The organism is Pseudomonas fjordensis (assembly GCF_976987115.1).
The window spans coordinates 4,242,297-4,268,174 of record NZ_OZ336860.1; the positions used below are offsets into that span (position 1 = coordinate 4,242,297).

Consider the following 25,878-nt stretch of genomic DNA (forward strand, 5'->3'; position numbering starts at 1 on the left):
GCAGATGCTGCGCCCACGTCGCGATGGAGAGAATGCCCACCCTGGGCAATCCACTATTACGCCAACTGAAACGCCGGATGCTCGCGCAACGCACTGACGCAGTAGTCGACAAAGCTGCGCACGCGCATCGACGCATGGCGGCCTTCGCGGTAGACCACATGCACCGGCTGCGGCGGCAACTCGAAGGTAGGCAACAGGCGCTGCAACTGGCCGCTCGCCAGGTGTTCGTGCAGCGGGTAACTCAAGGTTCGAATCACGCCCGCCCCCTGCACCGCCGCATTGATCGCGCCTTGGACAGTGGCGCAACTCAGCCGGGCGCGAGCCTTGAGGGTGTAATGCAGGAAATCCCAGTGCACCGGGTCGGCGCTGGCAATCAGATGATGCTGCTTGAGTTCAGCCGGATGCCGGGGTTCGCCCCGGGTCGCCAGGTAAGCGGGGCTGGCGCAAAGGACAGTGCCCACCTGCCCGACCTGCCGCGCAATCAGCGACGAACTGGGCAATTCGCCGACCAGCACCGCCACGTCCAGCCCTTCTACGTGCAGGTTCGGGTAATAGTCGTGGTAATGCGCGATCACACGCACCGCCGGGTAGCGATCCGCATAGCCGGCCAACAGCGGCGCCATGACATAGCGGCTGAACAGCAACGGCAGGAATATCCGCAGGTCGCCCTGGGCCTGCACATGCAAACCGTTGGCCGAAGCCTCGGCGGCGTCCACCGCTGCCAGCAGGCGCACGCAGTCGGCAAGGTAAGCCTGGCCTGCGTCGCTCAGGCTGACGCCGCGGGTGCTGCGATGCAGCAACACCACACGCAGGCGTGCCTCCAGGCGCGCAACCGCACGTACCAGGGTCGGGCCGGAGACCTGCGCATGGCGTGCCGCCGACGCCAGGCTGGGTTGCCCGGCCAGCGCGGTAAACAGCTGCATATCGCGAAAACGCTCCATCAGGCGCGCCGCTTGGTCGCCGCGTTCAGGGCCGGGTCCTGCCCGAGGCGCTGGCTGAGGAAATCCACAAACGTATTGACCTTGGCCGGCACGCGGCCGTTTTGCTGGAACACCACGTGGATCGGCAGCGGCGCCGGTTCGAAATCCTCCAGCACCAGCTCCAGCTCACCCGCCGCCACCGCTGCCGCGACTTGATAAGACAGTACCCGCGTCATCCCCCAGCCCAGGCGGGCCAGGTTGATCGCGGCATTGTTGGCGGTGACCACCAGGCGTGGATCGATCGGTACCTTCAGCGGCTGGCCGGCGTCGATAAATGTCCACTCACTGACCAGTTGGCTGGACGATGACGTGACGAGCTTGGCCTCACGCAACTGCTCGGGGCGCTGGGGCCGCCCGTGTTGGTCAAGATAAGCCGGCGATGCGCACACCACCCGGCGTACTTCGCCGACCTTGATCGCTTGCTGTCCGGATTGGTGCAGGTGGCCGATACGCACCGCTACATCCACACCTTCGTCGGTCATATTGACCACCCTGTCGACCAGCAAGGCGTTGATACTCACCAACGGAAAACGGTCCAGATAATCCCCTAGAACCGGCGCCACATACAGCTCGCCAAACAGTACCGGTGCGGTCACCGTCAACTGACCGCCCGGAATGGAGTAACTGCCCGCCGCCGCTTCCTCGGCCTCATCCAGCTCGGCAAGGATGCGTCGGCAATCTTCCAGGTAACGCTGGCCGGCTTCGGTCAAGTGCAGGCTGCGGGTGGTGCGCGCCAGCAACTGAGTGCCGATGCGTTGTTCCATGGCGGCAATGGCCCGAGTCACGCTGGGCGGCGACGTGTTCAGGCGGCGTGCAGCAGCGGCGAAGCCCTCCTCCTCGGCCACGGCCAGGAACACCTGCATTTCATGAAATCGGTCCATCGGCGCCCCTCGGTTGTTATTGCGATTGCAGCCCCACCGCCGTACGCGGCATGCCAACGAAACCCGGCAGTGCTTCGATGCTGGCCAGCCAGGCGCGTACCTTAGGGTAGTCGGCCAGGGACACATTGCCTTCCGGCGCATGGGCCACGTAGGTGTAGAAGGCGATATCGGCAATGCTGGGCTGCTCACTGGCGAGGAAACGGCTCTGGTTCAGTTGCTGCTCCATCACGCTCAGCAAGGCATGGGCGCGGTTGATTGCGCTCACAGTGTCCACCTCGGCGCCAAACACCGTGGCCAAACGAGCCGTGGCAGGCCCGGCATGGAGTGGGCCGGCGGCGGCCGAGAGCCAACGCTGCACCCGCGCTTGCCCGACAAGGTCACTGGGCAGCCATTGGCCGTTGCCATAGGTGCTGGCCAGGTAAAGCAGGATGGCATTGGAGTCGGCCAGTACCGTGCCGCCGTCATCAATCACCGGCACCTGGCCGAAGCTGTTCAAGGTGGTGAGAAACTCAGGCGTTTTATGCGCACCTTGCTTGAGGTCCACCAGGACAAATTCACTCGCCAGCCCCAGCAGGGACAACATCAGCTCGACCCGGTGGGAGTGGCCAGACAGGGGAAAACCATAGAGTTTGATCGCAGGCCGGGTCATGACAGGCTCCAAATGAGTGGGTATCGATGCCAGGGATGTTCTACCGCTGCCCTGTCTGGCGGAATGACCAGGATTCACAATCCAGCATTTCATCCAGCGAAACAATCCCTCGTGCACGTCGCAGCCAAGCCTGCCGCGAGCCTTTCATGAAAAAATTCAAACTATCGCCTTCCCCATCGTTCACACCTTCACGTGCAACGTTAAGTAGGAGGCAACATGCAGTACCGACAACTGGGTCATTCCGGCCTGCTGGTATCGGAAATCATCCTGGGCACCGTGCCCTTTGGCGGTCGCGCAGAGTTTGAAAAATGCGGTGCGGTGGACGTGCCCCTGGCCAAGCGCATGTTCGATATGGCGTTCGACGCCGGGGTGAATATGGTCGACACCGCCGACCTCTATTCCCACGGCCTGGCCGAAGAAGTGGTGGGCAAGGCGCTGGGCGACAAGCGCAACGACATTCTGCTGGCCACCAAAGGCCGCAGCCCGGTGGACGACAACCCCAACAACTCCGGCTCGTCGCGCTACCACTTGATCCGCGCGTGCGAAGCCAGCCTCAAGCGCCTGGGCACCGACCACATCGACTTGTACCAACTGCACAACTGGGACGGCATGACGCCAATCGAAGAGACCCTGGAAGCCCTGCGCCTTTTGGTGGGCTCGGGCAAGATCCGCTACTTCGGCACCAGCAACTTCACCGCCTGGCAGATGATGAAAACCCTGGGCAAGGCTGAACTGCACGGGATGCTCAAGCCGATTACCCAGCAGATCTACTACACCCCGGAATCCCGCGAGGCCGAGTACGAGTTGCTGCCCCTGGCCCTGGATCAGCAAATCGGCACGCTGGTATGGGGGCCGATGGGCGAAGGCTTGCTGACCGGCACCACCCGACGCGGGCACAAGCCGCCGGCCAATACCCGCCAGGGCAGCGGTTGGCCGGAACCCTATGTCCACGACCAGGAACGTGCGCTGGACATTATCGAGACCCTCGCCGCCGTCGGTGATGAACACGGCGTCTCGGTCGCCCGCACCTGCCTGGCCTGGCTCAAGGATCGCCCCGGGATCACCTCGCTGATTGTCGGCGCCCGTACCGAAGCACACCTGCGCGACAACCTGGCGGCCACCGAACTGAAACTCACCGAAGCGCAGTCGGCGCGCATCGAAGCCGTCACTCGCCGTCAGCCGTTGTACCCCTATTGGCACCGCTTCACCGCCGGGATTGATCGTTTTGACCCCGCGGAGCAACCGTTCCTGGCCGAGCATCAAAAGACTCTGGATGCGCGCAAGGACAGGTAAAAAAGCCCTCTTGGTGCAGGCTTTTCTGTAGGAGCGAGCTTGCTCGCGAAAAACTCACAGGCGCCGCGTTTATTCAGGAAGCACGCGTTATCGTTGACGTTTTTCGCGAGCAAGCTCGCTCCTACATTTTTGGGGTTGCATGCAATGGCAATGCTGCCTATATTTCCCGCCTGGCGCTCTCTACGCCACCTTCCGCGGAAAGGGCTGCGCCCAAGACATCCCAGCTGCACCTCATTTCTACGACTCCCAACCTTAAAGCGGAAAAGGTTTGTGCAAGGAGCTCGTATGTCGCAACGCCCTTTAGCCTCCACCACCAACGGTCGCCTCAACCTTGAGCAGCAGCGCAAACGTGCCAGGGAACTGTTGTCGCACCTGAAAAACCAAGACCCCAGTGCCACCTTGGCCCAGGCCCAGTGGCAGCTCGCCAAGCAATTGGGGTTTGCCAGTTGGCCCAAGCTCAAGGCGCATATCGATGCCCTGGACTTTGCTGCGCGCCACCAAGGTTTCGAGGCCAGCGACGAGGCACGCACTCGCCATTGGCGCTGTGGCAATGATATTGCCCACAGCCTGCAAGTGGCGGGGTTCAAGGGCCGCTTTCAGATGCTCAGCGACCCACTGTGCATGGGCCCGGTACGCGACCTTCCCAGCGCCGAATTCCGTCGCCTGCGCAGCGCTTTTATCAGCCAGGCCTTTGCCCTGGCCCCTGCCGATGTAGACCGCCGCGTTGACGATGAATACACCCAATTGGACTCACTGGCCGGCGCCGAACATAGCGTGCTGTGGTGCGAAGCGGATGCCTATGACCAACTGTTCCTGATTCGCGCACTCTCAAGCCTTGAGTGCGCGCCGAAAACACTAGAGTTGATCGAGGTCGACCGCATACCTGGCGTCGAACGGTTTATCGGCATCGGGCAACTGGCGCCCGACGTGCTTGCCTGGCTGTGGCCGCAGCGACGCTTGATCGACGACGCGGCGGTGCACCTGGCCAAACAAGCCTGGTCGGCTTACTGCGACCCCTCGCCAATCAAGCTGGCAGAACTGGCCAAAACTGCTCACCCGAGCCTGCCGATGCTTGCGCCGGCGCTACGCCGCCAATTACAGGAGTTGCCAGGAGTTGAGGATGGACTCTCACTGACCGAGCGCTTGGCGCTGAGGTATCTCGCTGAAAGCGGGCCAGTGGCGTTTGCCCGCGTCTTCGCGGAGTTGATGGCCAAGCGCGAACCGCTGCCGTTCCTGGGCGACCTGATGTTTCATGCGCTGATGCGGCCGTTGATCGATGGCGAGCAGCCGTTGCTGGTGGAAACCGAGATTGATCAACCATGGCCTAAGCGTCCCTTGGCATTGACGCCACTGGGGTACGCCGTCATAAATGGCGACGCCCATTGGATGGACCACGCCAGCCATGAGCGTTGGGTCGGCGGAGTGTGCCTGAGGCCTCGGCAGCCCCATTGGCGAATGAGCAATGACAACCTGCTCACCTGGGGTGGCTGAGGCTCAATGCTTGGTGGGCATCCCGGCAACGCACGCCATCGCCGCCGGGTCGAGCATTTCCAGGCACCGGCACAAGGAATTGAAATCCGGCGATTGCGACAACGACAGATGCAACGTCTGGCTGGCCGACACCGGCACCACCGACCGCTGCGCGCACTGCCCGTCATAGATCAGTGCATGCCGGATCATCGGGTTTTCCCGGCAGAACTTCAGCAGGTCGACCTGGCGCGAACGCACCAGCGCGGTGTTGATAATCAACAGGTCGAACATCACACCATTCGAACGCGTCAACGCCTGCACCTCGTCGAACGAGCTCAAGGGGGCGATGCGGTAGTAGCCCAACTGGTTGAGCATCTTCTCGATCTTGACCCGCTGCAAATGCTCTCCATCGGCGATCAGAAAACGTAACGCTTTATTGGACATAGGCAAACCTGGCAGATGGGCAGCGACGACGATCCTTCAACGCTCGCTACATTACCCGCCAAGGCTGAAGCCTGGCTTTAAGACGATTCCGAAACGGCAACGAGCCGCGAGCCTCGCAAGTGATTAGACTGGCGTGCAGACCACGCCACCCCGTTCTTCGAGACCCAGCCCATGCGCAACCTGTTCCTCGCCAGCCTCTGCTTGCTCACTACCGCCCTCGCAGGCTGCCAGCAACACCCGCCGGCCAATGACCAACTCGACGCCGTGCTCTGGACCCAGACTTCCATCGAGCACGAGTTGATCTACCGCCAGCTCTTCGCCAATGCCACCCGCCAACTGGATGTCGCCCTGGCCGACCCGAGCTGGGACGCCCTGCCCTTTGCCCCACGCAACCTGGCCGGCCTGCCCCCGGCGGTGGTGGTGGACATCGACGAAACCCTGCTGGACAACGTGCCCCTCAACGCCCGCGACATCATCAACAATCAGGTCTATTCCTATGACCGCTGGAACACCTGGGTCGAGCAGGCCAAGGCCCAGGCATTGCCAGGCTCGGTGGCGTTCCTGCAGGCAGCCCGGCAAAAAGGCATCCAGGTTTACTACCTCACCAACCGAGAACACAGCCAAGTCGCGGCCACGGGCAAAAACCTGCGTTTGCGCGGTTTCCCGATTGAGAGCGACGCACAGATCCTGGCGGCCAGCACCCCCACCGGCCACTGCGAAAGCGCAGGCTACGGCAAGCAGTGCCGCCGCCAGTGGGTCGCCAGCCATGCCCGCGTGCTGTTGATGGCCGGAGACTCGCTGGGAGATTTCGTGCAAGCCGAACACAACACCCTGGATGCGCAGCGCAAGGCCGTCGAACCCTATGTGAACTGGCTAGGCCAGCGTTGGTTTCTGCTGCCCAACCCGAGCTACGGCAACTGGTATAGCGCGCCGTATGGTGACGATGAGAGCTTGCCGTTTGCGCACAAACGCAGGCTCAAGCAGGGGGCGTTGCTGTTGCAGGAATAGGGTGAAGCCCTGCCATGATGATCGTTCCCACGCAGAGCGTACTCACACCGCCCTGGCCGCAATCGCCTCCACCTCCACCAACGCCCCCGGCAATGGCAACGCCACTACTTGCAACGCGGTGCGCGCCGGTTTGTTCGGCTGTTCGGGCGTGCCAAAGAACTGGGTATAACCGCGCTGCAACCCGGCAAAATCCAGTTTGCCATCGGTCTCTTCGGCGCCGACCAGAAACACCCGTAACTGCAAGATGTCGCCCAGGTCCAAGTCGTGTTGACGCAGTATCTGGCGCAGTTTGTTGAACACTGAAACGCTCTGCACTTCAGTGTCGCCATACACCCCAGGTACCTTCGGGTCGGCGGGGTCCGGTAGCGTGCCGCTGACAAACACCAGGCTGGCCGAGGCCGGCACGGTGACGGTTTGCGAGATGGGGAATTCGCCGACGCTGGTGCGTTGGATGCTGTCGCTCATGGTGAGGCTCCTCAGGATGCGGCCAACGCCGCGAGTTGGTGTTGTTGGGTGATGCGCTCGGCCAGTTGTGCGACCACATGGCGCGCCGAGTTGGCTGCCGATTCCTGCCAGATGCCTACGCCGCTTTGCACCAGGCCGTCGCCGGCGAAGTACACCCGGCCATGGGGCTGTTCAAGCAAGGCGTGGGCCTGGGCGGGGAAGTGTTCGCGTTGCAACCACGGGCCTTCGCTGTAGGGGATCTGCTCCCAGGAAACCGCCAGTGGATGGCGCAAATGCCTGGCATAACCTGGATGCAACAGCTCCACGGCTTGCCGGGAAGCAGCGTACTGCTGATCGAGCGGTTGGGCGCCAAACACGTCGGCACCTTCGCCGGTCACGTAACCGGCCACCAGCACGCCTTCGCGGGTGTTGAGGTCGTTGCTGGGGTACCACAGCAGGCGCGCCGGATGCTCGATCCACGACAAGCCGCCGTAGGTACGGTAGTCGGTCTCCCAAAAGCGCGGGGATTGCCAGGCCACCTTGGTCGCCTGGTCGCTGCGGGTGCTGAGCAAGGCCGCCTTGACCGGCGCGCTGAAGTCGGTATCGAGCTTGGCCAGCAGGGGCAGCGGCACGGTGGAGACCAAAAAATCGCCACGCACCACCTGATCACGGCCACTGCGCTGGTCGTGGTAGGTCACCGCCACGCCGTCCTCCAGCTGGCGGATCTGCCGCACCTGGGCGCCCAGTTGCACCTGCTCCTGCACGCGTCGGTAGAAGGCCTCGGTGATACGGTCCATGCCGCCCACCGGCTGGAACATGGTGGCTGAAAATTCCGGGAACTCGGTGTGCAGTAAAGCCCCCCACAGTTCCGGGTGCAGCAAGCACTCCAACGTCAACGGGCTGCGGCGGGCGGGCAAGGCGCCAGGGTGAGCGGCGGATTCAAGGTGCCCCGAACGCAGGGTGCCCTCAAACGCCAACGCCTGGGACAGGTCGCCATAGACCTGCAAAAAAGCCAGCAGGCGCATGCGCTCTTCGCCACTCAGTACATCGTCAAGGGCATCGCGTTGCACCGCCTTGGCCAACAAGCCGGATAAATGCCCACGCGTATCGTTGAGCGCCTGGCCGACGCTGAACGCCGCCTGGCTCAGGTCCGGTCGCACCTGGGCACCATGACTGCTGTTGACCAGCACTTCCAACGGCACGCCAAGCTCACTGCAATAGTCGAGGATCGTGCGGTGCTGGCTGGGAATGCGTGCCGGCCCGGCGTTGAAATACTGGCCTGGGTCAAACCCCACCGTCTGCGAGCGACCGTCCTTATAGTCCACGCGGTCGCCGTTACGCAGGGTCCAGGTGCGGCCACCCACGCGCTCACGGGCCTCCAGCACCTGCACGCTGAAGCCCGCGCGCGTCAACTCCAGCGCAGTGACCAACCCGGCAATCCCGGCGCCCAGCACCAGTACACGGGTGCCCTGCCCCAGGCCGTCCTTGAGTTTCAGCGGTTGCGGTCGGCGGTGTGACGATGGGCCCAGCCCCAACACCGCCAGTGCATCCTTGACCGCTTTCTCACCGCCCACCGCTGCGATACTCGACAGCGCTTCACGTCGTGTCAGTCCCATGTCTGTGCCTCCTTAATCCGGCAGCCCGGGCGGGTTGATCAGCGACTGGTCGACCCGTTCCACATCCAGGCCCCAACGTTGCAGCACCTGTGCGTATTGCCCCCCGGCAATCGCGCCTTGCAGGGCGGTGTGAATCGGTTTGACCAGGCCGTTGTCCTTGCGCGTGGTCACCGCGATATCCGCCTGCAACGGCCAACCACCGTTGACGGTGCCGACGCGCTTGATGCCGCCGGTGATCGCCGCCGAATAGGCGTACACCGAGTTCGGCCCGAACAGTGCGTCGCTGCGCCCCGACTGCACCGCCAGTTGCGCGGCGGCCTGGTCGTCGAAGTACTGCAACAGCGCAGGTTTTAGGCCGGCTTTCTCATTGGCCTCGTTCCAGCCCAGCAGGACTTTTTCCTGATTGGTGCCAGAGCCGACAATGATTTTCAGCCCGGCAATGTCCGCCGCCTGCTTGATCTCAGTGATCGTGCTGGTGCTCTTGACGTAAAACCCGAGCACATCCTGGCGGTAGGTGGCGAAGTCGAAACGCTTTTTGCGCGCCTCGGTCACGGTGACGTTGCTGATCACCGCGTCGTATTTGCCCGAGCTGACGCCCAGGGGCCAGTCTTCCCAGCTGGTCTGCACCACATTGAGTTGCAGGCCAAGGCTGTCGGCCACCAATTGGGCGGTGTCGGCCTCGCTGCCGATGGTGGTCTTGTCGTCACTGGCCAGCAGCGCCAGCGGTGGCCCGGCTACGCCTGACACGGCCACGGTGAACTTGCCCGGCTGGGCGAACTTGAAGCCCGGCGGGATCTGCGCGATGGCGGCTTCATTGCGTGGCGCATGGATGCGCGGGCGGTCGGGGCTGAGGTCCACCTGTTGCACGGCGAATGCGCTGTGGGCAGTGGCCCCGGCAATTGCCAACAGGGCGACACGGGCAGTGGCGATAAACATGGGCAGTCACTCCTTGAACTAAAGCACTTTGCCGAGAAAGGCCTGGGTGCGGGGATGTCGGGGTTGGCGCAAAATCTGTTCGGGCGGGCCTTCTTCGATCAGTTGACCGTCGCAGAGGAACACCACGTGGTCGGCCACTTCGCGGGCAAAGCCGATCTCATGGGTGACAATCACCAGGGTCACACCCAGTTGGGTCAAGCCCTTGATCACGTCCAGCACCTCGCCCACCAGTTCCGGGTCGAGGGCCGAGGTGGGCTCGTCGAACAGCAGCACTTTGGGGTCGAGCGCCAAGGCCCGGGCGATGGCGACGCGTTGCTGTTGGCCGCCGGAGAGCTGGCGCGGGTAGGCGTCGGCCTTGTCCGCCAGGCCGACCTTGGCGAGTAATTCATCGGCCTTGTCACGGGCCTGCACCCGGCTCCAGCGCTTGTGCGCCAGGGGCGCTTCGGCGATGTTTTCCCAGGCAGTGAGGTGGGGAAACAGGTTGAAGTTCTGGAACACGAAGCCCACGTCGATACGGCGCTTGAGAATCTCGCGCTCGGTGAGTTCAAAAAGCAGGTCGCCTTTGCGCCGATAGCCGACGTATTCACCGTCGATGGTGATATGCCCGCTGTCGATCTTCTCCAAGTGGTTGATGGTGCGCAGCAAGGTGGACTTGCCCGAGCCGGACGGCCCGAGGATCACCGTGACCTTGCCTGGGTCGATGCTCAGGTCGATATGATCGAGTACCTGCTGGTTGCCAAAGCGCTTGCCCACGCCCTGGATCTGAATGCGCCCGGCGCGTGCTTCAGGCATGGGCCTTCTCCTTGAACCAGCGGCGCGCGCGCTGCAACGGCGTGGGTGGCAGCACCCGCGCGGTGCCCCGGGCGAAGTGGCGCTCGACGTAGTACTGGGCGCTGGTGAGCACGGTGGTGATGATCAGGTACCAGACCGTGGCGACGATCAGCAACGGGATCACCGCCTGGGTGCGGTTATAGATGACTTGCACGGTATAGAACAGCTCGGGCAAGGCCAGTACGTAGACAATCGAGGTGCCCTTGACCAGGCCGATGATTTCATTGAACCCCGACGGCAAGATCGAGCGCAGCGCCTGGGGCAAAATGATCCGGAAGATGCGTCGAGAGGCCGGCAACCCCAAGGCCGCCGCGGCTTCATGCTGGCCGGCATCCACGCCGATCAGCCCACCGCGAATGATCTCCGCCGCGTAGGCCGCCTGCATCAGGCTCAAGCCCAGGACGGCCACGGTAAATTGGCTGAGCACATCCACCGTCGACCACTCGACGAACACCAGGTCGGTGAACGGCACGCCTAGCACGATGTGGTCGTACAGGTAGGCAAAGTTGTAGAGGATGATCAGCACCAGCAGGGCCGGCATCGAGCGGAAGAACCAGATATAGCCCCAGGCCAACGCCGCCAGCAACGGCGAACCCGACAGCCGCGCCAGGGCCAGCGCGGTGCCCAGCAGGATGCTGAACACTGTGCTCAGCAGCGTCAGCAGCAACGTCTGGCCCAGCCCGCGCAGCACCGAGGGCGAGAAGAACCACTGGCCGAACACGCCCCATTCCCAGCGCGGGTTGGTGGCCAGGGAGTGCACAATGCCGAGTAATACCAGCGCGGCGAAAATCGACCCGGCCCAGCGCCAGGGGTGCCGGGCCGGCACCACGCGCAACGCCTTGATCGGCGTGGCGGCACGGCGCTTGCGCAGCGGTTGGGCGCTGACTTCATCCAGCAGGTCATAGGGTTTGGCAACAATGGGCATGTTCTTTTCCTCGCAGGCCTCAGAAGGCGTAAGTCAGCCGGGTGTAGTAATACCCGCCGGTAAAACCGTAGGGCGAATAGGTGCCGTAGCTGGCAACCATGGTGCTGCTCGGCACCCCTTGTTTCTTGGGATAGAGGTCGAACAGGTTCTTGGCGCCGATGGCGATGTTCAGGTCTTTGGTGAGGCTGTAGCCAAGGTCGAGGTCGGTGATCCAGCGGGCGTTGTAGACCCGGTCCAGATCACGATTGGCCGATGAGTTCACTTCCTTGTACGAGCCGTAGCGGGTCAGGGCCAGGTTGAGATTGAAGCGCTCGATGCGCCAGTCACCGCCCAGGATCAGCTTGGTGTTGGGTTGCACGCCGGTGATCAGGTTGCGCGCCTGGCGGTCCATCAGGTCGTAGGAGGTGCCGAGGATGTCGGTAGATTCCTTGTAGTTGAGGATTTTGGTCTGGTTCCAGTTGAACGCGGCGGTCCACTTCAGCGCGCCGAACGCGCCCAGGTCCTGGTTATAGCTGCTGACCAGGTCCAGGCCTTTGGTGCGAGTGTCGGCTCCGTTGATAAAGTACTGGCCGCCAGAGGTGGAGTTGATACCGTTGTTCTGCAATACCTGGGTGACCTCAGGGCCCAGTAAGGTGCCGGTTAGGGTGATGCGGTCACGCAGGTTGATCACGTAGGCATCGGCGGTGAAGCTCAGGCGGTCGGTGGGTGTGAGCGTGAAACCGAGGCTGAAGTTGGTAGAACGCTCGGGCTTGAGCTCCTGCGCGCCTAGTGCCTGGGCCGCCGCCGAACCCACCGGCAGCACGCCATAGTTGATCGACTGATACACCCCATCGACGACGCCATAGGTGGTGGAGCGCGCACTGAACAGGCTGTTGGCCAGGGACGGCGCCCGAAAGCCATTGCTCACCGTGGCGCGCACCGCGAACTGCGGGGTGAAGTCGTAGCGGGTGGTCAGCTTGCCGCTGCGGGTAGCGCCCACGCCCTCGTTGTAATGCTCATAACGCACCGCTGTGCCGACGTACCAGTTAGGCAAGGGGTTGAACCCCACGTCCACATAACCGGCCAGGCTGTTGCGCGAGGCGCTGCTCTCTTCGTCCGATGAAATACCATTGGTGACCTGCGCCCCGGACGATGCGCAGTTACCTGGCGCCACGCAGTAACCGCCATTGGCATAGGACGCGTAATCGCCGGCTTGCACCTCGTAGGTGTCGCGCCGATGTTCGAAGCCGTAGGACAGGTCCAAGGGTTTTTGCAGTCCGATGTCGAAGCCACGCTTGAAGTCCAGGTTGGTGGTCAGCTCGGTGGAAATCCAGGTGCCGTAGGTGAAGCTGTTCGGCGTGGCTTGGCCCAGGGAAGGGTTCTGGTTGTGGGTGGTGCCCTGCTCCGCTTCGTTGCGCCCGTAGGTGGTAGACAAGTCCCAGTCCCACTCACCCACAGTGCCCTTGCCACCGAACGCCGCCTGGAAGTCGTCCTCGTCGATGTACCAGATGGGGGTGTACCCGGCCGGGTAACCGTTGGGCCCGCTAGTGATGGTGTTGGTGATGGTCGGCAGGCGGAAGTTCTGCCCCTGCTCGGCCTTGCGTCGCGAGTAGGTGGTGAAGGAGTAGAGGCTGAGGCTGTCGTCGATCGGCAACTCGGCGTTGTAGCCCAGGGTCAGCAGGTTGGTCTTGGGTGTGCCGTAGCCGCCATAGGTGGACTTGCCCGCCAGGCCATAGGCTTGCTCATAGGTGTAGCCGTTGGCGCTGGCCTTGTTGTCATCGTTCTGGCTGCGCGCATCCAGGGCCAGTTGCACGATGCCGCCGTTGCCGATTTCGAAGCCCTTGTTGAGGCTTTGCTGCACGGTCTGTTTCTTGCCGTCGTAGCCAAGGCCGGCGTTGGTCACCGAGGTACCGCGGGTGTCGGCCTTGAGGATCACGTTGATCACCCCGGCGATGGCGTCGGACCCATATTGGGCAGCCGCGCCATCGCGCAGCACTTCGACATGGTCGATGGCGCTGATGGGTATCAGGTCCAGGTCAGCCGGCGCCGCGCCGGTGTTGATGCCGTTGATATTCAAGGTGGCACTGGTGTGGCGGCGCTTGCCGTTGACCAGCACCAACACTTCGGCGGCGCTCAAGCCCCGCAGGTTCGGTGCCCGGGCAATGCCGCTGGCGTCCCAACCGGTTTTTTCCGGCAGGGTCAGCGACGGGATCACCGCGCTCAGCGCCTCCATCAACCCGGGCTTGCCGGTGTTTTGCAATTGCCGGGCGCTGACCACGTCAATCGGCACCGGGCTGCTGGTGACCGTGCGCTGCTCGGCGCCACGGTTGCCGGTCACAACGACCGTAGACAAAGTGCTGTCTTCCTGGGCCTGTGAAGCTGCGGCGAACAGCGACAGGGTCAGGGCAGCAGTAGGTTGCAGAATGTGCTTCATATCCATTCCCAGCTTTTTCCAAATCGCAAAGTCGAGCAGGCACGCGCCGGGCGCGGCGGAGCCGATGTTCAAAGGGGCGATACGGCGTGGGCTAGGTGTGGGGTAAGCGAGGGGTTTGAAGTGGCAACATACGTTGAGCTCCCGTCCAACGACTCTGCGGCGGCGGGAGGATTACCCGGTCAGGCGCGCAGAATCTGAATCACGCTGGGTACCATCCGAGGTCAGGGGTAGGCTGTTGGGATCAAACATAACGGAATGGATTTTAAAAATATAATGCTATTTGGGCATAAGCTAATATTCTCTACTTTCATTATTTTTAAAAAAAATTATTCATAAAAATGATTTTTCATATGAGCGCGCAAAACGCTCAAAATGTAGGAGGGGGCGTACTACCGATGACAGTGGACCAGCCAAAATGCATTTACTGACACGCCCCCCCCCGCAACGGTAACTACGATGCGAAGCGAGCCGCTCTTGATCTGCTCTTGATCTTGATCTCAGGCGCCCCGTTAAACCACGCTGGCCGAACGCAGGCTTGAATTCGTGGGTAACCCGGCAGGACGCCGGGTTAGCCGCCCCGCGCCATGGATGGCGCGTGGCGGCGGCCCACGGATTCAAGACTGTGTTCGGGCACACCGAGCCTAAGCGAGGTGCCGAGTGGTGGGGCAAGAGCGTTTTGCTTACTTTTGCGCTTTTCAAAAGTGAGCCGCCGTCAGGGCGGAACCCTAAGTGGCCGTTACCGCAGCAATGGATATGTACCCGGTATAACTGCGTCGCCTGTTAGGCCGCCTTCGCGAGCAAGCCCGCTCCCACAGTTTAATTGCGGAGTGTCAGGTTGATAGGCGTCGGCTAGTAGGCCGCCATCGCAGGCAAGCCAGCTCCCACAATTGGATTGTGGGGGGGTCAGGTAGGGAAGTGCCGGCTGGCAGGCCGCCATCGCAGGCAAGCCAGCTCCCACATTTTTGATTGCGGGCTGTCAGGCCACCATCGGGAGCGAGACCCCTCCCACATTGGTACTCGGTACAGCCCGGATCACTGAGCCGGTCGCAACAGCTGCATCTGCTGGCGATAATCATCCGTCACCTGCCGCGCCTGGCTGCTACTGGTAATCACCCTCGGCGTAATCAGCACAATCAGCTCCGTGCGGTCCTTGGACCTGCCGGTATTGCCAAACAACCAGCGCAACCCCGGAATCTTCCCCAGGTAAGGCACGGCGCTGACACTCTCAGCGTTGTCCTGCTTGATCAACCCGCCCAGCAACACCGTCTGGCCACTCTGCACCGCTACCTGGGTGGACACCGAGCGTGTGGAGATGCGCGGGTTCACCGGCGTCTCACTGTTACCTGTCGGGTTCTGGGCATCACTGACCTGTTGCTGGATATCCATGTACACCAGCCCGCCCGGATTGATGCGCGGCACCACATCCAGAATCACCCCCGTCTGCACATATTCGACGCTGCTCAAGGTGGTGTCGGCGTCGCCGGTATTGACGGTGGTCTGGCTGATGGGAATGTTGTCCCCCACCTGGATCTGCGCCGGCTGGTTGTTCATCACCACCAGCGATGGCGCCGACAGCACCTGGGTGCGCCCGTTGGTTTCCAGGGCGTGCAGGGCCACTTGCAGGTTGGAACTGACGAAGGAATAGAACAAGGAGTCTGCCGCGCCCAGCCCTGCCCCGCCACCGCCCAGGGCGCCTTGGCTGCCGGAGGCGTTGGCCACCGTGGTGCTGGTGGAATTACCGGCCAGGCGGCCCAGGTACCACTGCACGCCCAGGTCCAGTTCGCCGGTGAGCTTGACCTCCAGGATGCGAGTTTCGATCTGCACTTGCAGCGGTGGGTTGTCGAGGCGTTTGATCGCCGCTTCGATCTCTTTCCATTGCGCCGGGCGGGTGCGCACCAGCAGTTGGTTGCTGCTCTTTTGCGCGGTGATGCGCGTGCCGGCTTCGAGGTCGCTCGTGGGCGATGCCGGGGTGTTTTCGGCAGGCTCGGCTTCAGGCTCTTCGGCTGCGGGCACGGGCGCGTTGGCCTGCAAACCGGCACTGGTGGACGAGGACAAGGTGGTGGTACGCAAGCCCGGCGCTACCTTCGCCGGGGCGTCATCCTTGATCGCGCCGTTGCCGTAGATCTGCCGCAGGTACTTGGCCAGATCAGCGGCCTTCATATTGCGCACGTCGTACACATACATCTGCGGCTCGTTGCCGCCGCCCTCGTCGATGGTGCGGATCCAGTCGCCCACTTCGCTGAGGTACTGGGGCTGGGAAGAAATCGCCACCACCGAGTTGGTGCGCTCCACCGGCAAGAACCGCAGCATGCCGGCCAGGGGTGTGCCACTGTCCGCGCCGAACATGGCTTGCAGCTCGGGCATCAGCTCGGCCACCGAGGCGCGTTGCAGGCCGAACACCGCCACCGACATGCCCTTGAGCCAGTCCACGTCGAAGGTGTCGATGGTGTCCTGGTAGTTGGCCAGTTCTTCAGGCGTACCGGCCAGGCTCAGGACATTGCGCGCCGGATCCACTAACAAGAATGCGTTTTCACGGGCGAAGGGTTTGAGCAGTTTCTGCATCTCGATGGCCGAGATATAGCGCAGTGAAAACAGACGTGCCGAGAGGCCGCTGGCCGGTTGCTCCACGCGCATCTGCGGCACCAACTTGCCCGCCACTGCCTGGTTGGCCGGCAGGATCACATAGCGGTTGCCCTGTTTGATCATGGCGTTGTCGGTCCAGGACAGCAGGGTTTCGAGAATCGACAGCGCCTGCTGTTTGTCCACGGGTTTGGAAGTGGAGAAGCTGACAATACCTTTCACGCCCTCGGCGATGCTGTAGTTCTCGTGCAGCAGGTCGCCCATCACACTGTTGATCACGGCCTCGATGGGCTGGCCGGCGAAGTTGAACACGATGTCACCGCCCTGCTCCGGCACGTTTACAGGCGCCTTGGGCTGGCGCACGAACGCTTGATTGCCGCGAATCAACTGGCGCTGTGGCGGGGCCTGGGTGGCAGGTGGGGGGCTTTCGGCCACTGGTGCCTCAAGCGGCGGGCGTTGTGCGCCGGTGCCCTGCAGGGCCTCGTGCAGCAGGTCGTCGTCCGGGTCGAGGGTGTCGGGCAAAGAGCCACAGCCGCCCAGGGAGACGGCGGTAGCCAGGCAAAACAGCGAAGTGCGCATATCGATCAAGGGAGAGACTCGCGGGGATGTGAGATCAGGGGTAACCGCTTACCGTAGAGGCTCAGGGTTTGGGTGCGCCCGTCCAGGGCAAAACGGGCGTATTGCGGGGTCAGGTGTTCCAGGCGCCAGCCGTTGGGCAACGCCTGGCCCAAGCGCACCGTGAGCGTCGGGCCACCGGCTTGCTTGAGCATGGCCATTTGCAGGTTGCCGGTGATCATGATGCCGCTGAGGGTCAGGTTGGCCAGGCTTGCCACCTGGGTTTTACCCACCTCCCGGTCTGGGCGGCGATCCGGGCTGAACAGCGGCTCTTGCCAGATGCCGGCAAGGTCTTGCAACGCCGGCGTGGGAGCGGCCTGCAGCTGGAACGAGGGTGGCGCGTGCACCGGCGCATCGGGTAACCACCGCGGGGCATCGCCGATGCTGCTGAGGATCATCGCCATCAACAGCCCCAAGAGCCCGGCCACGCCGAGCCAGCCCCATTCAAGAGGACGCAAGGGGCCGATCATGGTGCCACCCGCGCCGGTTGCAGGTAGCCGCGCACCAGCAGTTGCACCGCCAGCTTGCCTGCCCCGCCATTGGCCGGCGCCTGTTTGTCGCGACGAATATGCAACTCATCGACGAACAAAAAAGGCGGCTGATATTCCAGCCCATGCAGGATTGCGGTCAGCGGTTCGATGGCGCAATTGAGCGTGAGGCTGACCTTGACCTGACGATAGGGTTCGCTGTCGTCCTGTTCGGGCGTGATCGGCTTGCGCTGGGTGAGGTTGCAGCCGCCGCCGAGGTTGGCGTGGCTGTTGATCAGGTCGGCAAGACGCTGCATCAGGTCGGCGGCGACCACGTCCGGGTCGTCCCCCGGCAACAGGCTGGCGCTGCTGGCCGGGTCTTGCTGTGCTTGCGCCAGCTGTTCGCGCAAGGCATCGCCCTGGCGTATGACGCTGGCATAGCGCTGCTGCTGTTCACGCAACTGTTCGGCCTGTTCACCCATGGCCCGCAGCGGCCCGGCGAACCAGCTGTCGATCAACAGCCAATAGGCCGCGCCGAGCACCAAAGCCAGGGTCAACAAGGCGGCGCCGCGGCGTTCACGGGGTGTGAGGGGTCGGCGCATCGGCGGCCTCCTGGCGTAAGTGGGCACGCAAGGCAAACTGGTCCTTGCCGGTGCGTGCGTCGGGTTGGATCACCCCTTCGAACTGCGCGTTGTCCAAGCGCTGGCAGCCTTTGATGCGGCTGATCAGGCCACTGGCCTTGGCGCTCTGGCCGGAGAAACTCACCTCGCCGTCCTTGACGTCCAATTGGTCGAGCCAGGTGTCGGCGGGCAGGCAGCTGGTCAAGTCATTCAGCAGCGCGGCCAACGGCGGTTGCGCCCGTTTGCGCTGGCTGAGGTACTGCGCCGCGCCACGGGTATTGAGCAGTTGCTGGCGCAGGGCGTGCACCTGGGCGACCTCGGCTTTTTGCTGTTGGACAGTGGCGCGCATGCTGTCGAGTACCCGCTGGCGGTCGTTGAGCCACAACAGCATCGCCGCGATCAGCAACGCGCCGCACAACCACGGCAGGCTGCGCTGCAATTGCTTGCCGGCGGAACGCGAACGCGGGCGTAACGGCGCGGGCAGCAGATCAATACCCAAGCCCGCCACATCCACGCGGTGCGGGTACAGGCCGAGGGCAGCGCAGTCGGTGAGAATCTGGTCCAGGCGCTCGCGCAGGATCGCCACCACCCTCACCTCAAGATGGCTAGGTGTACGCCGCTCCTGACGGGCGACGAAGTAGAGCTGCTCGGCGTCAAACGGGGTGTAGCGGTCCAGTTCATAGCCAACCACTTCCATGAGGTTACGTGCAGCGGCCAGAGGCAGTTGCACGCTTTGCTGTAACACCGCGTCGGGGGCAAGTATCAGCACCTGACGCGCATTGCCTGGCACCACCGCCGCCGTCAGCGGCCAGTGATGAACCTGCTCAGGCGGTTCCTGAAACGCCAACCACTTCGGCACACAACCGCGCAGCTCCGTGAGCCACAGGCGCCAACCTTGTTGCAGCAGGCTGCCGCGCCAATAGCGGGCAATCGGTTCGAGTTGAATCATTCTTGCCACCGCACTACCCGGTAGGGCTGTGCGCTGTCCTCCGCAGGGCTCAATAAAAGGGTCAGTCGCAGGCGTGCCTGATAGCCGCCGGGGCGCTCGGCGCGGCTGTCGATTTCCACGACCTGCCCGGGGTCGGCGCCCTCGGCGTCCTGGCGTGGCAGGTTCAACGCCTTGCGCATCAAAGGGCTGGCGAATGCCGGAGCGGGCCGGTCGAGGTCGCTCCACAAGGTGATTTCTGGCAGCAATTGGCTGTAGAGCGCCTGGGTCATACCAGGCAGTTGACGCACCTCCTCCAGCACCCGAAACGGCGCCAGGCCCTGATGACGGCGAGTCTCAAGGGCCTTGGCCAACTGCTGGGCCTGGGCCGCTGTAGCGCCGCAGGCCAGGGCCAGGCGCGTGAGGTCTTGGAAAGCGGCGTTGACCAGGTACAGCTTGCCGCGCTCACTGCGCACACTGACCTGCAAGCGCGCATCGTCGAAGGTCAGCGCAATAGAACGCCCGTCCGCTACCCAATGCCCTTGAGCCATGACCTGAGCGATACCGGCCTGGGCGGCCAACACTGTCTGGCTGTGCTGGCGCAGCCACAGCGCCTGGCGACTTTGCAGTTGCACCCACCCGGCCAGGCCACCCAGCAATACGCTGAGCAAGGCCAGCACCCACAGCACCAGCAACAGGGCCGCGCCGCGTTGGCGCTTCATTCTTCGCTGCTCGCGCTGGACAGGTTCAGGCGCAGCGCAACCACCTGGGTAACCCACGGCACCGGCCCGTCGACGGTGGCATCGATACGCACCGCGGTGGGCAGGCGCCGGAGCCAGGGCCACGGGCTCAACCAGTCGGTGGGCTGGCCCAGTGGCGATATACCGCGATAGCTGAACTGCAGCGCCTCGACATTGTGCAAAAGCACCTGCGGCTCATCGCGCTGCGCGTTGGCGTGGGAGGCCCTCTGTGAAAAAGCCACCTGCAGGTCCTGCCCGACCCGTTGCAGGGTAAAGCGCTGGATACCGCCGCCCAGCACACCGGGCAAGGTCGCCACAAACTGCAGCCGCTCCGGCGTGCCGATCAAGAAACCCTCGGCCTGGCTGTCGTCGTCAGTGAGCTTTAACGGCAGCGCCTCGCTGATCGAGGTGCGCAAAAACTGTTGGGCGGCGCGCATTTCATCCAGGCTGGCGGTGTAGGCCTGAGCCTTGGCCACCGCCCGATTGGCTCCCAGCAACGCTGCGCTCACCAGCAGCAACAACACCGACAGCAAGCTGAGCACCACGAGCACTTCCAGCAACGTGAAGCCCTGCTCACGGCGCTTCACAGGCACGCCTTCAAGGTGCTGAAGTGCGCCTGATGCACGCCTTCACGCACGTTCAGATCAAGACGAAACAGGTGCGGCTGTTGGCGGGTGCTGGTCAGTTGCCAATGGATGCCGTCGAGTTGGCCTTGGCGGGTTCCTTCAATCAGCGGGCCGGCAGCTTCCTGGTCCAGCAGCGTAAGCGCGGCATGGGTGAGGCGGTCGCTGTGGGCCACCTGGGACAACGAACGCGCGCTCTGGCCGAAGGCAACCAGCAACACGCTGCTGCACACCGCCATCAACGTCAGGGCGGCGAGCATTTCCAGCAAGGTGAAACCGGCCTGGTGCTTCATGGCAGCGCCTTGGATTGCACACTGCCGGTGAGCCAGCCGATGTCGATGCGCCAACGCCGGCTACCGTTGGCCAGCAGCAGGTTGCCGCCGGTAGAACTGCCGTCGGGATAGAACACCACGGCGGCCCCGGCCTGTTCGGCACTGTGCAAGGTCACTTGCACCTGCGCTGGCCACTGCTGAGACGCACGCCCTGGCGCCTGGAACGTGCGGCCCTGGAGGTCGAATTGAGTGTGCGCCGCCTCGCCGCTGACGATCGCGCTCGCGCGCGTAGCGCGCAGGGCCTCGACCATCTGCGCGACCACCCGCCGCTCCTTGGCCACCTGCAACCCTTGTCGTACACCCAGCCCCAACAACCCGGCAGCGATGCCGATCAATAGAATGACCACCAGCATCTCCAGCAGGGTAAAGCCTCGCTGGGCCATGGGCGGGTTATTCCCAGTTGCCCAGGTCGGCACTGTAGCCCTCGCCGCCGGGTTGGCCGTCCTGGCCGTAGAAGATCAGGTCGAAGGCGCCGTGCTCACCGGGGAAGCGATAGCCGAACCCATGGCCGAACGGGTCTTTCAACTCCGAAGGTTTGGCGTAGGGGCCGGCCCAGTTGGACGCACTGGCTGGCTTGTCGAGCAGCTGTTGCAGGTCGTTGGGCGGTGCGCCCACGTCCAGGGCGTAGCTGTCGATCTTCATGCTCAAACTGGCCAGTTGCGCCTTGCCCGCGCCGTACTTGCCCTTGTCCACATTGCCACCGACCTGGCGCACCACAATGGTCGCGACGATGCCCAGCAGCACGATCACCGCCAGCATTTCCAAGAGGGTGAAGCCGCCTTGGCGGTGTCGGTTTTTCATCGGTTCTGCTCCTTGAAAGTTCATATATGACTGGTGAGGCTCATCAGCGGCAGCATGATCGCGAGCATGATCACCGCCACCAGTACCGCCATGACCACGGTCAGGGTCGGCACCATTGCCGCGAGCAAGCGTTCGATGGCGCGCTTGGCCTCGACGTCGAAGATGTCGGCGACCTTGAGCAGCATGCTGTCCAGTTCACCGGCCTGTTCACCGACTTCGATCATGTGCAGTGCCAACTCAGGTAGCAGCGGCTGGCGGCCGAACGCATCGGCCAGGGTGCCGCCGCCCTTGACCCGTTGCGCCGCCAGCGCCACTTGCGCCTGGAGTGCACGGTTGCTGCAGACCTGCCGGGCGATCACCAGCGCGGGCAGCAGCGCCACGCCATTGCTGAGCAGCGTGCCGAGGGTGCGGGCCAGGCGGGCGGCTTGCACCCGTTGCAACAGCGGGCCGATCACGCGGATGCCCAGCAGGTGACGGTCGTAACGCTCACGGCGCAGGGGGTCGCGCAGGCGCGCAGCCAGGACCCATCCACTGATCGACAACCCGGCCAGCACCACCAGGCCATAGGCGCCGAGGAACTCGCCAAGCGCCAGGATCACCTGGGTGATCAGTGGAATCGGTACGCCCAGGTCCTGGAAAATCGGCACGAATTGCGGCACCACATAGGCCAGCAACAACGCCAGGGAACCCAGTACGCCCACCACCAGGAACGCCGGGTAGATCAGCGCATTGATCACCTCGCCGCGCAGCAACTGGCTGCGCTCCAGGTAGTCGCTGAGCTGTCGCAGGGTGCCCTCCAACGCCCCGCCGGCTTCACCGGCGCGCACCATGCTCAGGTACAGCGGGGAAAACGTGCCGCCCTCCTCCTCCAGCGCAGCCGAGAGCGGTTTGCCGGCCTTGACCTGGTCGCAGATGCGCTCGATCAAGGCCCGCACCTGGGGATGGCGGGCTTGCTTGAGCAACAGGTTTAAAGCGCGTTCGAGGGGCTGGCCGGCGCCCAGTAGCGTAGCCAATTGCTGGGTGAAACTCACCAGCGCTGCGCCCTTCAACTGCCCGCGTGCCTGGCGCAACAAGGGGCCGCTGGCCGTTTCGATGTGCAGCAGCAACCAGCCACGCTGATGCAAGACGGCGACAGCGGCCGCCTGGTCAATGGCTTGCAGCGTGCCGCTCTGGGCCACGCCCTGGCTGTCCAACGCGCGGAACTTGAATAGGCTCACACCTCATCTCCACGGGTGACGCGCAGCACTTCTTCCAGGGACGTGACACCGGCCAGGGCCTGGCGCAAACCGTCTTCATACAAGGTGCGCAAACCGGCGCGGCGGGCGGCGTGTTCGAGGCTGGCGGCGTCGGCGCGGCCCATCAGCAGGCCCCGCAACTCATCGTTCATTACCAACAATTCAGTGAGGGCGCTGCGACCGTGATAATCGCCGCGGTAAAGCAGGATCGGGCGCTGCTCGGTCAGGCGATCCAGGCCGTGCTCCTGGATCAATTCCGGCGGGGCCTGGAAGGCCACGCGCGTGGCAGGGTCCAGGCGGCGCACCAGGCGCTGGGCGAGGATACCGCTGACCGTGGAGGCAATCAGGTAGCTTTCCACGCCCATGTCCAGCAAGCGCGTGATGCTCGCTGCGGCGCTGTTGGTGTGCAGGGTCGAGAGCACCAAGTGACCCGTGAGGGAGGACTGCACGGCGATACGGCAGGTTTCCAGGTCGCGGATTTCGCCGATCATGATCACGTCCGGGTCCTGGCGCACGATGGCGCGCAGCGCTCCGGCAAAGTCCAGGCCGATGGCCGGCTTGACCTGGATCTGGTTGATGCCTTCAAGCTGGTATTCCACCGGGTCTTCCACGGTGATGATCTTGCGCTCGGCGGTGTTGAGCTGCGACAACGCGGTATAGAGCGTGGTGGTTTTGCCCGAGCCCGTAGGCCCGGTGACCAACAGGATGCCGTGGGGCCGCGCCAACAGGTCCAGAAAGGCCGCCAGGCGTGGGCCATCAAAGCCCAGGCTGGGGAAGTCGAACTGCACGGTTTGCCGGTCCAACAGGCGCATCACCACCGACTCGCCAAAGCTGGTGGGCACCGTGGACACCCGCAAATCCAGCGCCTTGCCCTGAATGCGCAGCATGATGCGCCCGTCCTGGGGCAGGCGTCGTTCGGCAATGTCCAGGCGCGCCATGATCTTCACCCGCGAGATCACCGCCGCCGACGAACTGGCAGGCGGCGCTTCAGCGTCGTGCAGCACACCGTCGATGCGGTAGCGCACCTTGAGTTGGTTTTCGAAGGGTTCGATATGGATATCCGAAGCGCGCTGTTCCACCGCGCGCTGCAGGATCAGGTTGACTAGGCGAATCACCGGTGCTTCGGAAGCCATGTCCTTGAGGTGTTCGATATCTTCGAGGGCGCCCCCCTGCTCATCGAGGTTTTCGATCAGGCTGCCCATGGCGGAACGGCCCTGGCCGTAATAGCGCTCGATCAGTGTGTCGACTTCAGTCCGCGAACCGATGGCCAGCCACACCGGCACCTCACAGGCATACGCCAGGGTCTGGAACGGATATAACTGCGCGGGGTTGGCGGCCATTACGCGCAACCCGCCCTGATGCCACCCCATGGGCACAACCTGGTAGTGACGCATGAAGCGCTCGGTGAGCACGGGAAGCGGGTCAAGCAACGGCGGCGCGGCGTCGGCCAACAGCAAGGGGGCGTCCAGCAAATCGGCCCAGGCGCGAGCCAACTCGACTTCGGACACCAAGCCCAGGCGCGTGAGTAAACCGAGCAGGTCGCCAGGCTCAGTGGATAAACGCTGGGCGCGTTCCAGATCAGCGGTTTTGAGCCCGGCGTGCTGCATCAACCACGCGCACACTTGGTCGGTGTGCGGGATCTGCATTTTGCAAGCATCGATGGGCGCTGACGACATCATTGAGGAACATCTAACGTTGCGAAAAGTATGGCTATTTAGAACTACCGAACAATGCCATTAGTTCGCCATAGCCCAGGCAGGCGTTAGCCGGGTGTATCGACTGGAAGTTATAGCCCTAGTTCCGGATGAGGGGGTAATTAAATACAAAACATTGCCAAATGCACTGATTTAGAGCGTTAGCAGCCAATAGCCACTAGTTGCACTTAGCCATAACGAAGGGCTGTTCAGGTGCTCTCTCTTTCAATTAACTGACAGTGCAAAAGATTCAAGCGCTTAACTTCCTCATCGGTGGCTAATACACCCAGACTTTGCAGAACGCGTGTGGCAGCGAGTACCCCGATCTCCAACGCGGGTGGCTGGAGGGTGCTGAGGCTGGGCAGCAACATGGGGGCAAACGGGTAGTCGCCAAATCCCAATATGGCGCAGTCCTGGGGGATGCTCAGCCCCGCGCGTTGAGCGGCCAGCAAACCGCCGGCGGCGAGGTTGTCATTGGCGAAGAAAATCGCGTCGGGCGTGATCGCCTGCCCCATCAGCGCTTCCATGGCCTGCTTGCCGGCGTCGAAGGGGGCGCGGTCGGCGTCCGGCACAAAGACCCAGGGCTGCACACCCAGCTCGGCGAGGGTCGCGGTAAACCCATCGCGGCGCTCCAACGCGCTGAAGTCGCCTACTGCGCTGTTCTGTACGAAGGCGATGCGCCGATAGCCCTTGCCGTGCAAGTAGCGCGCGGCGCTGACGCCCACTTCATAATGGGAAAAACCCACTTGCAACGGCGCGCGTTCCGGCACGTAGTCCCAGGTTTCGACGATCGGTATATCTGCCTCGGCGATCATCTTCTCGGTGCCAGGGCTGTGAAAGCGGCTGGTCAGCACCAGCGCTGCCGGCGACCAACCGAGAAAGGCACGCACCGCGCTTTCTTCCTGCTCGACGCTGAAATAGCTGGAGGCCAGCAACAGCTGGTAGCCGTGACGACTGAGGGTGTCGCTGAAGCCCTGCAGCGTATTGGCAAAAATCGGCCCCGAGATATTCGGAATCACCATCGCAACGATTTTGCCTCGCGCGGAGGCCAATCCACCGGCCACCAGATTCGGCACATACCCCAACTGCGCAACTACCTCGGCGATACGTTCACGGCGCTCGGGCGAAACCTGTTCAGGTTGGTTGAAGTAACGCGACACGGTAATGGCCGACACCCCGGCCTGGCGCGCCACGGTGTTGAGGGTGACGCGGCCGGCGCCCCGGCGCTTGCGCGGTTTGTGTTCGTCCACGGCACAATCCTCAAAAAGGAATATAAAACTAATTTTTTAGTATTTGACGCTCTAAACGGTCGCCTTCAATAATCCAGATGTTAGCGCTAACAAAGCGCACTGTCTG

The 25,878-nt window shown here is 63.1% G+C and carries 25 protein-coding genes; 3 read left to right on the forward strand and 22 right to left on the reverse strand.

Going from position 1 to position 25,878, the window contains the following annotated elements:
• Positions 1-56 precede the first annotated feature (56 nt).
• From ACWHXD_RS19040 to ACWHXD_RS19050, 3 genes are read right to left on the reverse strand one after another with little or no spacing between them, the layout of a single operon-like run.
• Positions 57-941: a LysR family transcriptional regulator gene (locus ACWHXD_RS19040; protein WP_138763313.1), complete on the reverse strand. Its 885-nt coding sequence runs from the start codon at positions 939-941 to the stop codon at positions 57-59.
• Positions 941-1,861: a LysR family transcriptional regulator gene (locus ACWHXD_RS19045; protein ID WP_032896344.1), complete on the reverse strand. Its 921-nt coding sequence runs from the start codon at positions 1,859-1,861 to the stop codon at positions 941-943. The genes ACWHXD_RS19040 and ACWHXD_RS19045 overlap by 1 nt, the downstream gene beginning before the upstream one ends.
• Positions 1,862-1,877: 16 nt before the next feature.
• Positions 1,878-2,510: a glutathione S-transferase family protein gene (locus ACWHXD_RS19050; RefSeq protein ID WP_138763314.1), complete on the reverse strand. Its 633-nt coding sequence runs from the start codon at positions 2,508-2,510 to the stop codon at positions 1,878-1,880.
• Positions 2,511-2,726: 216 nt separating this feature from the next.
• On the opposite strand from ACWHXD_RS19050, the gene ACWHXD_RS19055 reads away from it, so the two are divergent.
• Positions 2,727-3,803: an aldo/keto reductase gene (locus tag ACWHXD_RS19055; RefSeq protein WP_032896341.1), complete on the forward strand. Its 1,077-nt coding sequence runs from the start codon at positions 2,727-2,729 to the stop codon at positions 3,801-3,803.
• A 285-nt stretch (positions 3,804-4,088) separates the two neighbouring features.
• The gene (locus ACWHXD_RS19060; RefSeq protein WP_138763315.1) at positions 4,089-5,294 is read left to right on the forward strand and encodes a DUF1835 domain-containing protein; all 1,206 of its coding nucleotides are present in this window, start codon (positions 4,089-4,091) and stop codon (positions 5,292-5,294) included.
• Between the two features lie 3 nt (positions 5,295-5,297).
• On the opposite strand, the gene ACWHXD_RS19065 is transcribed toward ACWHXD_RS19060, so the two are convergent.
• A complete protein-coding gene (locus ACWHXD_RS19065) occupies positions 5,298-5,717 on the reverse strand; it encodes a response regulator (RefSeq protein WP_078803443.1) in 420 nt (139 codons plus the stop codon).
• A gap of 171 nt (positions 5,718-5,888) precedes the next feature.
• Here ACWHXD_RS19065 and ACWHXD_RS19070 point away from each other — a divergent pair, with 171 nt between their 5' ends.
• On the forward strand, positions 5,889-6,725 hold the full coding sequence (locus tag ACWHXD_RS19070) for an HAD family acid phosphatase (protein ID WP_138763316.1): 837 nt from the start codon (positions 5,889-5,891) through the stop codon (positions 6,723-6,725).
• 42 nt (positions 6,726-6,767) lie between these two features.
• Here ACWHXD_RS19070 and ACWHXD_RS19075 read toward each other — a convergent pair whose 3' ends face one another.
• The 18 genes from ACWHXD_RS19075 to ACWHXD_RS19160 form a co-directional block, all read right to left on the reverse strand.
• Positions 6,768-7,190 carry a RidA family protein gene (locus ACWHXD_RS19075; RefSeq protein ID WP_138763317.1) on the reverse strand — a complete coding sequence of 141 codons (423 nt, stop codon included), beginning with the start codon at positions 7,188-7,190 and terminating at the stop codon, positions 6,768-6,770.
• Positions 7,191-7,201: 11 nt separating this feature from the next.
• A complete protein-coding gene (locus ACWHXD_RS19080) occupies positions 7,202-8,785 on the reverse strand; it encodes a flavin monoamine oxidase family protein (protein ID WP_138763318.1) in 1,584 nt (527 codons plus the stop codon).
• A gap of 12 nt (positions 8,786-8,797) precedes the next feature.
• Complete coding sequence (locus ACWHXD_RS19085; RefSeq protein WP_098950878.1) at positions 8,798-9,721, reverse strand: ABC transporter substrate-binding protein; 924 nt, start codon at positions 9,719-9,721, stop codon at positions 8,798-8,800.
• Between the two features lie 18 nt (positions 9,722-9,739).
• Positions 9,740-10,513, reverse strand: a complete 774-nt coding sequence (locus ACWHXD_RS19090) for an amino acid ABC transporter ATP-binding protein (protein ID WP_047711276.1) — start codon at positions 10,511-10,513, stop codon at positions 9,740-9,742.
• Positions 10,506-11,477 carry an amino acid ABC transporter permease gene (locus ACWHXD_RS19095; RefSeq protein ID WP_032896329.1) on the reverse strand — a complete coding sequence of 324 codons (972 nt, stop codon included), beginning with the start codon at positions 11,475-11,477 and terminating at the stop codon, positions 10,506-10,508. The genes ACWHXD_RS19090 and ACWHXD_RS19095 overlap by 8 nt, the downstream gene beginning before the upstream one ends.
• A gap of 19 nt (positions 11,478-11,496) precedes the next feature.
• Complete coding sequence (locus ACWHXD_RS19100) at positions 11,497-13,890, reverse strand: TonB-dependent receptor plug domain-containing protein (protein WP_192901674.1); 2,394 nt, start codon at positions 13,888-13,890, stop codon at positions 11,497-11,499.
• A 1,032-nt stretch (positions 13,891-14,922) separates the two neighbouring features.
• Positions 14,923-17,049 carry a type II secretion system secretin GspD gene (gene gspD, locus ACWHXD_RS19105; RefSeq protein ID WP_138763357.1) on the reverse strand — a complete coding sequence of 709 codons (2,127 nt, stop codon included), beginning with the start codon at positions 17,047-17,049 and terminating at the stop codon, positions 14,923-14,925.
• A 5-nt stretch (positions 17,050-17,054) separates the two neighbouring features.
• Positions 17,055-17,555, reverse strand: coding sequence for a type II secretion system protein, XpsN-like (locus ACWHXD_RS19110; RefSeq protein WP_499084438.1), 501 nt, complete (start codon positions 17,553-17,555; stop codon positions 17,055-17,057).
• Positions 17,552-18,154 (reverse strand): type II secretion system protein GspM, encoded by a 603-nt coding sequence (gene gspM / locus ACWHXD_RS19115; RefSeq protein WP_032896326.1) that lies wholly within the window; start codon positions 18,152-18,154, stop codon positions 17,552-17,554. The genes ACWHXD_RS19110 and gspM overlap by 4 nt, the downstream gene beginning before the upstream one ends.
• Positions 18,129-19,121 (reverse strand): PilN domain-containing protein, encoded by a 993-nt coding sequence (locus ACWHXD_RS19120; RefSeq protein ID WP_138763322.1) that lies wholly within the window; start codon positions 19,119-19,121, stop codon positions 18,129-18,131. Before ACWHXD_RS19120 ends, gspM begins: the two co-directional genes overlap by 26 nt.
• Complete coding sequence (locus tag ACWHXD_RS19125; protein WP_138763323.1) at positions 19,118-19,819, reverse strand: general secretion pathway protein GspK; 702 nt, start codon at positions 19,817-19,819, stop codon at positions 19,118-19,120. Before ACWHXD_RS19125 ends, ACWHXD_RS19120 begins: the two co-directional genes overlap by 4 nt.
• Positions 19,816-20,424: a type II secretion system protein GspJ gene (locus ACWHXD_RS19130; protein WP_138763324.1), complete on the reverse strand. Its 609-nt coding sequence runs from the start codon at positions 20,422-20,424 to the stop codon at positions 19,816-19,818. Before ACWHXD_RS19130 ends, ACWHXD_RS19125 begins: the two co-directional genes overlap by 4 nt.
• Positions 20,421-20,753 (reverse strand): type II secretion system protein, encoded by a 333-nt coding sequence (locus ACWHXD_RS19135; RefSeq protein WP_138763325.1) that lies wholly within the window; start codon positions 20,751-20,753, stop codon positions 20,421-20,423. The genes ACWHXD_RS19130 and ACWHXD_RS19135 overlap by 4 nt, the downstream gene beginning before the upstream one ends.
• A complete protein-coding gene (locus ACWHXD_RS19140; RefSeq protein ID WP_032896316.1) occupies positions 20,750-21,175 on the reverse strand; it encodes a prepilin-type N-terminal cleavage/methylation domain-containing protein in 426 nt (141 codons plus the stop codon). Before ACWHXD_RS19140 ends, ACWHXD_RS19135 begins: the two co-directional genes overlap by 4 nt.
• 7 nt (positions 21,176-21,182) lie before the next feature.
• The gene (gspG, locus tag ACWHXD_RS19145) at positions 21,183-21,593 is read right to left on the reverse strand and encodes a type II secretion system major pseudopilin GspG (RefSeq protein ID WP_138763326.1); all 411 of its coding nucleotides are present in this window, start codon (positions 21,591-21,593) and stop codon (positions 21,183-21,185) included.
• Between the two features lie 20 nt (positions 21,594-21,613).
• The gene (gspF, locus tag ACWHXD_RS19150; RefSeq protein ID WP_138763327.1) at positions 21,614-22,810 is read right to left on the reverse strand and encodes a type II secretion system inner membrane protein GspF; all 1,197 of its coding nucleotides are present in this window, start codon (positions 22,808-22,810) and stop codon (positions 21,614-21,616) included.
• A complete protein-coding gene (gene gspE / locus ACWHXD_RS19155) occupies positions 22,807-24,504 on the reverse strand; it encodes a type II secretion system ATPase GspE (protein ID WP_192901675.1) in 1,698 nt (565 codons plus the stop codon). Before gspE ends, gspF begins: the two co-directional genes overlap by 4 nt.
• A gap of 227 nt (positions 24,505-24,731) precedes the next feature.
• Positions 24,732-25,772, reverse strand: a complete 1,041-nt coding sequence (locus ACWHXD_RS19160) for a LacI family DNA-binding transcriptional regulator (protein ID WP_138763329.1) — start codon at positions 25,770-25,772, stop codon at positions 24,732-24,734.
• Positions 25,773-25,878: the final 106 nt, after the last annotated feature.

Excerpts from the sequence above, each read along its gene's own strand:
- ACWHXD_RS19085 (WP_098950878.1), bottom strand. The coding sequence starts at position 9,721 with ATGTTTATCGCCACTGCCCGTGTCGCCCTGTTGGCAATTGCCGGGGCC.
- ACWHXD_RS19040 (WP_138763313.1), bottom strand. The coding sequence starts at position 941 with ATGGAGCGTTTTCGCGATATGCAGCTGTTTACCGCGCTGGCCGGGCAA.
- gspM (WP_032896326.1), bottom strand. The coding sequence starts at position 18,154 with ATGCGCCGACCCCTCACACCCCGTGAACGCCGCGGCGCCGCCTTGTTG.
- ACWHXD_RS19065 (WP_078803443.1), bottom strand. The coding sequence starts at position 5,717 with ATGTCCAATAAAGCGTTACGTTTTCTGATCGCCGATGGAGAGCATTTG.
- ACWHXD_RS19080 (WP_138763318.1), bottom strand. The coding sequence starts at position 8,785 with ATGGGACTGACACGACGTGAAGCGCTGTCGAGTATCGCAGCGGTGGGC.
- ACWHXD_RS19110 (WP_499084438.1), bottom strand. The coding sequence starts at position 17,555 with ATGATCGGCCCCTTGCGTCCTCTTGAATGGGGCTGGCTCGGCGTGGCC.
- ACWHXD_RS19060 (WP_138763315.1), top strand. The coding sequence starts at position 4,089 with ATGTCGCAACGCCCTTTAGCCTCCACCACCAACGGTCGCCTCAACCTT.
- ACWHXD_RS19050 (WP_138763314.1), bottom strand. The coding sequence starts at position 2,510 with ATGACCCGGCCTGCGATCAAACTCTATGGTTTTCCCCTGTCTGGCCAC.
- gspG (WP_138763326.1), bottom strand. The coding sequence starts at position 21,593 with ATGAAAAACCGACACCGCCAAGGCGGCTTCACCCTCTTGGAAATGCTG.
- ACWHXD_RS19140 (WP_032896316.1), bottom strand. The coding sequence starts at position 21,175 with ATGGCCCAGCGAGGCTTTACCCTGCTGGAGATGCTGGTGGTCATTCTA.
- ACWHXD_RS19125 (WP_138763323.1), bottom strand. The coding sequence starts at position 19,819 with ATGAAGCGCCAACGCGGCGCGGCCCTGTTGCTGGTGCTGTGGGTGCTG.
- gspE (WP_192901675.1), bottom strand. The coding sequence starts at position 24,504 with ATGTCGTCAGCGCCCATCGATGCTTGCAAAATGCAGATCCCGCACACC.
- ACWHXD_RS19075 (WP_138763317.1), bottom strand. The coding sequence starts at position 7,190 with ATGAGCGACAGCATCCAACGCACCAGCGTCGGCGAATTCCCCATCTCG.
- ACWHXD_RS19070 (WP_138763316.1), top strand. The coding sequence starts at position 5,889 with ATGCGCAACCTGTTCCTCGCCAGCCTCTGCTTGCTCACTACCGCCCTC.
- ACWHXD_RS19100 (WP_192901674.1), bottom strand. The coding sequence starts at position 13,890 with ATGAAGCACATTCTGCAACCTACTGCTGCCCTGACCCTGTCGCTGTTC.
- ACWHXD_RS19090 (WP_047711276.1), bottom strand. The coding sequence starts at position 10,513 with ATGCCTGAAGCACGCGCCGGGCGCATTCAGATCCAGGGCGTGGGCAAG.
- ACWHXD_RS19045 (WP_032896344.1), bottom strand. The coding sequence starts at position 1,861 with ATGGACCGATTTCATGAAATGCAGGTGTTCCTGGCCGTGGCCGAGGAG.
- gspD (WP_138763357.1), bottom strand. The coding sequence starts at position 17,049 with ATGCGCACTTCGCTGTTTTGCCTGGCTACCGCCGTCTCCCTGGGCGGC.
- ACWHXD_RS19095 (WP_032896329.1), bottom strand. The coding sequence starts at position 11,477 with ATGCCCATTGTTGCCAAACCCTATGACCTGCTGGATGAAGTCAGCGCC.
- ACWHXD_RS19055 (WP_032896341.1), top strand. The coding sequence starts at position 2,727 with ATGCAGTACCGACAACTGGGTCATTCCGGCCTGCTGGTATCGGAAATC.
- ACWHXD_RS19135 (WP_138763325.1), bottom strand. The coding sequence starts at position 20,753 with ATGAAGCACCAGGCCGGTTTCACCTTGCTGGAAATGCTCGCCGCCCTG.
- ACWHXD_RS19120 (WP_138763322.1), bottom strand. The coding sequence starts at position 19,121 with ATGATTCAACTCGAACCGATTGCCCGCTATTGGCGCGGCAGCCTGCTG.